Annotated in this window: 9 protein-coding genes; 8 read left to right on the forward strand and 1 reads right to left on the reverse strand. The window is 68.2% G+C overall.

Features of this window, described 5'->3' with window-relative positions:
* Nucleotides 1–5: 5 nt before the first annotated feature.
* From AWB94_RS06080 to AWB94_RS06095, 4 genes are all read left to right on the forward strand, one after another.
* Nucleotides 6–377 (forward strand): hypothetical protein, encoded by a 372-nt coding sequence (locus AWB94_RS06080; RefSeq protein ID WP_062656024.1) that lies wholly within the window; start codon nucleotides 6–8, stop codon nucleotides 375–377.
* 3 nt (nucleotides 378–380) lie between these two features.
* Nucleotides 381–1,370 carry a C40 family peptidase gene (locus tag AWB94_RS06085; RefSeq protein ID WP_062656023.1) on the forward strand — a complete coding sequence of 330 codons (990 nt, stop codon included), beginning with the start codon at nucleotides 381–383 and terminating at the stop codon, nucleotides 1,368–1,370.
* 117 nt (nucleotides 1,371–1,487) lie between these two features.
* Nucleotides 1,488–3,575, forward strand: a complete 2,088-nt coding sequence (locus AWB94_RS06090) for a hypothetical protein (protein WP_230021220.1) — start codon at nucleotides 1,488–1,490, stop codon at nucleotides 3,573–3,575.
* The gene (locus AWB94_RS06095) at nucleotides 3,572–3,754 is read left to right on the forward strand and encodes a hypothetical protein (RefSeq protein WP_036376390.1); all 183 of its coding nucleotides are present in this window, start codon (nucleotides 3,572–3,574) and stop codon (nucleotides 3,752–3,754) included. Before AWB94_RS06090 ends, AWB94_RS06095 begins: the two co-directional genes overlap by 4 nt.
* A gap of 9 nt (nucleotides 3,755–3,763) precedes the next feature.
* Here the strand turns inward: AWB94_RS06095 and AWB94_RS06100 are convergent, their stop codons facing one another.
* On the reverse strand, nucleotides 3,764–3,997 hold the full coding sequence (locus tag AWB94_RS06100; RefSeq protein ID WP_131805240.1) for a hypothetical protein: 234 nt from the start codon (nucleotides 3,995–3,997) through the stop codon (nucleotides 3,764–3,766).
* Between the two features lie 167 nt (nucleotides 3,998–4,164).
* Here AWB94_RS06100 and AWB94_RS06105 point away from each other — a divergent pair, with 167 nt between their 5' ends.
* The 4 genes from AWB94_RS06105 to AWB94_RS06120 all read left to right on the forward strand — a co-directional run bounded on the left by AWB94_RS06105 (nucleotide 4,165) and on the right by AWB94_RS06120 (nucleotide 6,113).
* The gene (locus AWB94_RS06105) at nucleotides 4,165–4,470 is read left to right on the forward strand and encodes a hypothetical protein (protein WP_230021217.1); all 306 of its coding nucleotides are present in this window, start codon (nucleotides 4,165–4,167) and stop codon (nucleotides 4,468–4,470) included.
* Nucleotides 4,471–4,667: 197 nt separating this feature from the next.
* On the forward strand, nucleotides 4,668–5,420 hold the full coding sequence (locus AWB94_RS06110; protein ID WP_230021246.1) for a hypothetical protein: 753 nt from the start codon (nucleotides 4,668–4,670) through the stop codon (nucleotides 5,418–5,420).
* Between the two features lie 190 nt (nucleotides 5,421–5,610).
* A complete protein-coding gene (gene nrdH, locus AWB94_RS06115; protein ID WP_062656169.1) occupies nucleotides 5,611–5,865 on the forward strand; it encodes a glutaredoxin-like protein NrdH in 255 nt (84 codons plus the stop codon).
* Nucleotides 5,862–6,113 carry a cyclic-phosphate processing receiver domain-containing protein gene (locus AWB94_RS06120; RefSeq protein ID WP_062656020.1) on the forward strand — a complete coding sequence of 84 codons (252 nt, stop codon included), beginning with the start codon at nucleotides 5,862–5,864 and terminating at the stop codon, nucleotides 6,111–6,113. The genes nrdH and AWB94_RS06120 overlap by 4 nt, the downstream gene beginning before the upstream one ends.
* Nucleotides 6,114–6,180 lie beyond the last annotated feature (67 nt).

The following is a 6,180-nucleotide window of genomic DNA, read 5'->3' on the forward strand; positions in this document are numbered from 1 at the left end:
GTGACATGACCTCTCCCTCCACGATTTCCATCACCTCGCACGAGAGCTACCGCGCCGGCCTGCAGGATCTGCGTACCTTGCAGGCCGAGGCGGACAAACTCACATCCGAGGGCACCAAGCTCACTGACGCACTCACGGCGGCGGCCAGTGCGGGCGTGGTCTCCAGCAGCGGCGCAGCGGCCGCAACCGGCGGCAAGACGGTGGCACCGGCGGCTGCCGAAACCCTCTCCGCCGCCGGCGCTGCCATCAAAGCGGCAACCGACGCGGCCCGCGCGGCATCGCAGTCGCTCTCGGCGGTGATCACCGATCTGGGTGCGCTGCAGGACGGGATCACCGGCTCGGACAACCGCGGCGAATCCGGAATTCAGGGGGCCTAGCCCATGACCTCATCGATCAGTACCGACGACGGCGCGATCCAGTCCGGGTCCGGACAGGCTTCGGCCGCGCTGGAAAGCGCACGCACCGGTGGCGGACGGGCCAACGCCCCGGGTGTCGACCCGCGTCTGGCCGTCGCCGTGGACGACACGGCTGAGCAGAACCGCCGGGGTGGAGACAAAGTCGACCGCGGCATCGACACGACCAAAAGAGACTCCACCGGCAAGACCGGGATCGACGCCGAAGGCTCCGACGGTATCAACAATATCGGGCCTGCTCTTCTGGCCGGACTCGGTGGCGCCGGTAGTGGTCTGATGGGCGCACTCGGACAGGGCGGCGGGGGGCAGGGCGCCCAGATGCCGCAGATGCCACAGGTTCCCGCGGCCTCAGCCGGCCAGTCACTGCCCGGTCTGCTCTCGGGAGCCAATCCGTCACAGGCGCTGGCCTCACTGCTCAGCGGTGGGGCGGGCGGTGGATCGGGCGCGGGAGCCGGAGGCGGTGTCGGCCGCGCGCTCGGCCGCGGCGGGGCCGGCGGCGAGGGCGGACCGACTACACCCGGGCAGAACGAGTACGAGCAGCGCATCATCGATCTGGCCAACGAGGTGGTCGCGGCGGGTATCCCGTACGCGTGGGGCGGCGGCACCATCGACGGGATCAGTCAAGGTATCCACGACGGGGGTGCCGCCGACGCGGCCGGCGACTACGCCAAGCAGGGCTTTGACTGCTCGGGCCTGGCGCGATACCTGGTGTATCAGGCCTCCGGCGTCGAGATCCCCCGTGTCTCCGGGGACCAGTACGGCGCGGGGTACTTGGTCAGCGCGGCCGACGCGCGCCCGGGCGATCTCGCGTTCCACAACAACCCGGGGCAGCACGTGATGGTCTACGTCGGTGACGGAAAGGTCGTGGAGGCACAGCAATCCGGGACCAACATCATGTTCAGCGACGCTGCACAGCGCGGCGTCACTCAGTACGTGCGCGTGGTTGACGCCGCGTGATCCGCGCCGCAGGCGTGACACCCCGACCCTGGCAGCCACGATGAGCACACCCATTACCGCTGCGGGCACGCGGCGCTGACAGAGAGGACACCCGAGATGCCGCCTGACCTGCCTCCGGTGACCACCCCGCATTCTGCGCAGATCATCGGGGCCAACTACCCGACCACCTCGGAGACCGGCACGGTGGCATCGGTGATCGCGCTGTTCGAGCAGGCAGCCGAGTCGGTTGGCACAGGCAGCACCGCTGAGGTGATGCATGCCCTAATCGAGGCGAATGCCACGGGCCAGACCCCGACCGCGCTGCTCGGGGAGTTCACCGAGGACCAGCGTGCGGCGTTCGACCGCTCGCTGCGGCAACTGAACATGGGTCAGGGCGCTTCGGTGATGGCCCAGGACATCCTCAACGCCAAAGTGGCATTGAACGGGACTGCACTCAGTTTCGAGGCTGCGGTCGAGGAGCTGATCTCTTCCTACGCCGGATCGGGGGGTCCCAGCTCCCCGCAGAACCAGGCCGAGTTCCAGCAGCGCTACCAGGAGCTGTTGCAGCAGGCCAAAGACCAGGCCGAGAAGATCGGCAAGGATCACAAGTCCACCCAGGACCAGCTGGTGTCCGGGGTGCAGAAAGGTGCGACTCCGGAGGTTCCTTCGACGATGGCTCCCACCTCGTCATCGAACCCGATGGTGCCGGGGATGCCGGATAACGCCATGGGGTCGCTGCTGCAGAACGTGGCCGGCCAGATGATGAAGCCACCGAATCTGCCGATGCCCAACCTCGGCCAGATGGCCCAGCCGATGGCGCAGTCCGCGCAGCAGGCGATTCAGGAGCTGATGAAAAAGGCCGGCGGTGGGGGCGTTCCGGTCACCGACGACGCACTGAAAAAGCTGACCACCGCCGCGGGGCTGACAAACCAGGGCGCGTCGCTTTCCAGTGCGCGGGGCGAGTCTTCGGAAGAGAGCCGTGAGGAGAGCCCTGCTGCACGCACCTCACCGCTCAGCGGCGGCAGCACCGCCGGCGAGAACGGCGGACGATCCCCCGCGGCGGGGTCCGAGACCGGCGAGGATCAGGATCTTGCGCCCTATCCCGGCACCGAGGCCGGTGCCGCTGCCCTGTCGACGGGCGAAGCCGGTGTGCCGACCACTGCCCCGGCGACGTCGTTGCCTTCGTCGGGCTCGGTGGGCACGACACTGTCTTCTGGTGGTGGCGGGCTGGGGTCGGACACACTGGCCTCCCCGCAGACGCGGGTGTCTTCCGGTGAGGCCGCCACCCTCGCCGCGCCCCTGAGTTCAGCCGCAGCCCCCACCGGTGCGGCTCCCGTCGGGGCAGCGCCGATGATGGGCCCGATGATGGCGCCGATGATGGGCGGTGCTGCGCCCGGCCCCGCCGCGCAGCCGGCCAGCGGCGGTTCGGCCGGGCAGGGCGCGGGTGGAGGTTCAGGCACTGACGTCGAGGACCGACGCCCCGGTTACCGGCCGGAACCTCCCGCGGACACGGCGCTGGTCGACTTCGGCGCCGAACGGCGTGGGCTCGTCCACGCCACCGACATGCAGCACATCGCAGCCTCGATGGCGGCATCGCTGGTGCACGGCCATCAGCGCAGCGGCGAACCGACCACGGTGGCCGTTGGTTTGAGCGGTTCGCAGGCGGTGTTCGCCACCAGCGACGGGCTGAGTTTCCTCGCGCCGGGGGTGAAAGCACCTGCGCACCTGACACCGCTGATCACGGCGGTGCCTGACCGGTTCGTCGATCGCTGGCTGGGATGTGCCCAGCCGTGGCGTCCGCTGCTGGCGGCAGCCGAGGTGGGCTTGATCGCACCCCTGGATTCGCTGGTGAGTACGGACCTGTCGGCGTCCCAGCTGGGCGTGCTGGTGCTGTCCGCGGCCGATGTCGACGAGGTGAACACCGCGCCGGCCACCACGGAACGCCACGCGTTCGACGCCATCGACACCGGCGACATCGAGGATGTATTCGACTACCTGTGCGGTGTGTGGGGCAGGCCGTCGGTGGCACCGGCAGAGCTGCTCGAGCGTGCCGTGACGGCGCGATGGAGCGGTGACGGACTGGGCCGTGAGCGCTACGCCCAGACATGGGTGCGCTACCTGCTGTCAGCGGCGCTGGTCGACCTGCAGGCCGGAGATGTCGACAACGCCCGCTACTGCCTGCGCAACGCGCTGCGGGTGCCGGCGGCAACGCAGGGGCAGCGATGACCCAGATCGATGTACGCGTGGTGGGCGGGCTTCCGCTGGTGCGGCTGGCAGGTCCGGTGACCGAGCGCACCGGGGCGGAACTGGCCGCGGCTGTCATGTCCTCGATTCACTTCATGACCGAGGATCCCGCGGAGTTCCCGCGTCCGCTGAGCCTTCCTCAGCCGCGCGCGGTGGGCTGAGATCCACGCTCACGCGGGCGGCACCGCAGCAGAGTCCGGCAGCGGTAGCGGCAGCTCAATCAGGGTGCCACCTGTCCGTTCGGCGTACTGCTCGGCTTCTCCGCGCTCCGGTTCGGTGAAGGCACGGAAACTGGCCGGCTTCCCGGGTACGCGCACCAGCATGGTGAAGTCGGCGACGGTCTCGCCTGCGGGTCGCCGTCGTGGCGTTTCGCGGGTGCTGAACGAACTCGCATCGGTGCTCACGGCGTCTATGGTGGCCTCTTCCATCGGCGACGCTGACTCCGGGGTCTCACCGCGCCGGCTCGCTGTGTGCAGCGATTTGCGATGCAGATGTCGTTGCACATGCATCTGGTGCGCGACTGATGAGACAATGGGGTACTGCATCATCCGACCATGGAAGAGAGAACACAATGATCACCGGAGTTTCCAGCTTCGCTGACGTGGTGAGCCAGGTCGCTGGCCTGGTTGCCGAGACCACCGGCTTCGCGACGGCATCATCCACCGCAACCGCTGCCGCAGCTGCGGTCACCCCGCCGGGTAACGACGCCGACTCGTTGCGAGCAGTGGCGCAGCAGGGCACCACTACCGCGGAGTTCGTCTCGATGCTGGCGGCTGGCCTGGAGCAGCTGGGCGAGCGCGCAGCTGAGACCACCAGTGAGAACGTCACGTTCGACACGCTGCAGGCGTTGGGGTCCTCGGCGATCCTGGCTGTGTAGGCCTGTCTGCCGGCCACCGCGCCGACCACACCGACAAACACCGTCGGCCCCGGTTTCGGGGCCGACGGTGTTTCGTTGTCTGCGACTCAGCAACTGCGCGCCGCAGCACGCCACCGACCGCGGTGCACGGCTACGTTTCGCGCGAGATCCCCTGGGACGGGGCTACATGCGGAGAATGGAGCCGAATAGTGCGCGAGATGTGGGAGCTGCCCAGCTCTACGGTGAAGACCAAACTGATCCGTTCGGGTGTGGTGCTGGCACTGGTGTGGGCCCTGGTGGCCGCTCCGTTGACGGTCTGGCTGGCGGTACGCACCGAGCCGGCACCTCCGCCGCCGCCGGACCGGGAGCTGACCGTCACCGAGAAGCTGGCCGCGACGCTGGTCTCCGAGCGGCTGTCACAGGGGTACATCACCCTGACCCATCAGGTGACCACGCCCGTGGCCAAGTTCGAGGTGACCGAGGCGGTGCAGGCCGCCAGCGGAGACTCGATCGGCACGGTGAAGTCCGGGTCCGAAACCGCTGAACTTCTGGTCGCAGCGGGTTCGACGTTCCTGCGAGCCAATTCGGCGTTCTGGTCGACGATCGGGGTGCCGACGTCCTTCGTGGGTTGGGTCGACATCGGAAATCAGCTGGGCCGGATCCAGTTTCCGCTCAAAGAGGCAGTCGCGGGCATCGCCCCGTCACCGCAGTCAAGGATCGAGACGGCCACCCCCGATCCGTCGATCGCGGTCTACCGCAACGGGAACGTGACAGCTCAGCTGGTCGACAAGGGCGTGGTGCAGCTGTCGGTGGCCGAGCGCACGGCGACCAGTTCGCGTGCCGAGGACACCACCGCGCGGCTGCAGACCGCGATCACCGAGGTCGAGGTACCCGGGCGTCTGGAGGGCACCTCCGGCGGATTGACGGTGTCTGAGCCCGCACCTGCGCCCCCTCCTCCCCCGGCTCCGTGACCGGACGAGCAGACCCGCGGCCCAACGATCCAGGCGCGCAGTTGGACCGCGAGATAGATCGACTGACCGAGGCCAACACCGAGAACACCTGTCCGCAACTCTGCGGGGCGCCCGGATGCGCCTCGTGGGGTTGCCTGCACTGACTCTTCTGCTGGCTCACAACGTTCGAGAACGGAGCGACGAACTCACCATGTCCGCCTTCACCACCGTCACCATGTACACCAAACCCGCCTGCGTACAGTGCACCGCTACTGCCAAAGCACTCGACCGGGCCGGTGTCGCCTACGAGACGATCGACATCAGCCGCGACAGCGATGCCCGCGACTATGTGACGGCCCTGGGATACCTCAGCGCACCCGTTGTCGTCGCTGGGGACGAACACTGGTCCGGATTCCGTCCGGACAGGGTGAAGGCGCTGGCGGGCCCGCGCACACTGTCGGCGTGAAGCTCTGGGTCGACGACGAACGCCCCGCACCCGAGGGCTGGGTGTGGGTTACCCGGCCCGCCGAGGCGATCAGAGCGCTGGCCACCAGAACCGTCACCGATCTGAGCCTGGACCACGATCTCGGTATCGACCCGGAAACCAACGAGCCGCAGACGACACGTCCGATCGTGCTGTGGCTGTGCGAGATGGACGCTGCGCACACGCGGCGACGGTACTGGCCCGACCAGGTGCGCGTACATTATCTGTAACGGGAATCGCTGTGTGTAAGACAGTGACCGCCCTTGGTTTGAGGGTGCGGAATCAACGAGGAACACA

This window comes from Mycolicibacterium canariasense (assembly GCF_002101555.1).
Classification (GTDB): domain Bacteria; phylum Actinomycetota; class Actinomycetes; order Mycobacteriales; family Mycobacteriaceae; genus Mycobacterium; species Mycobacterium canariasense.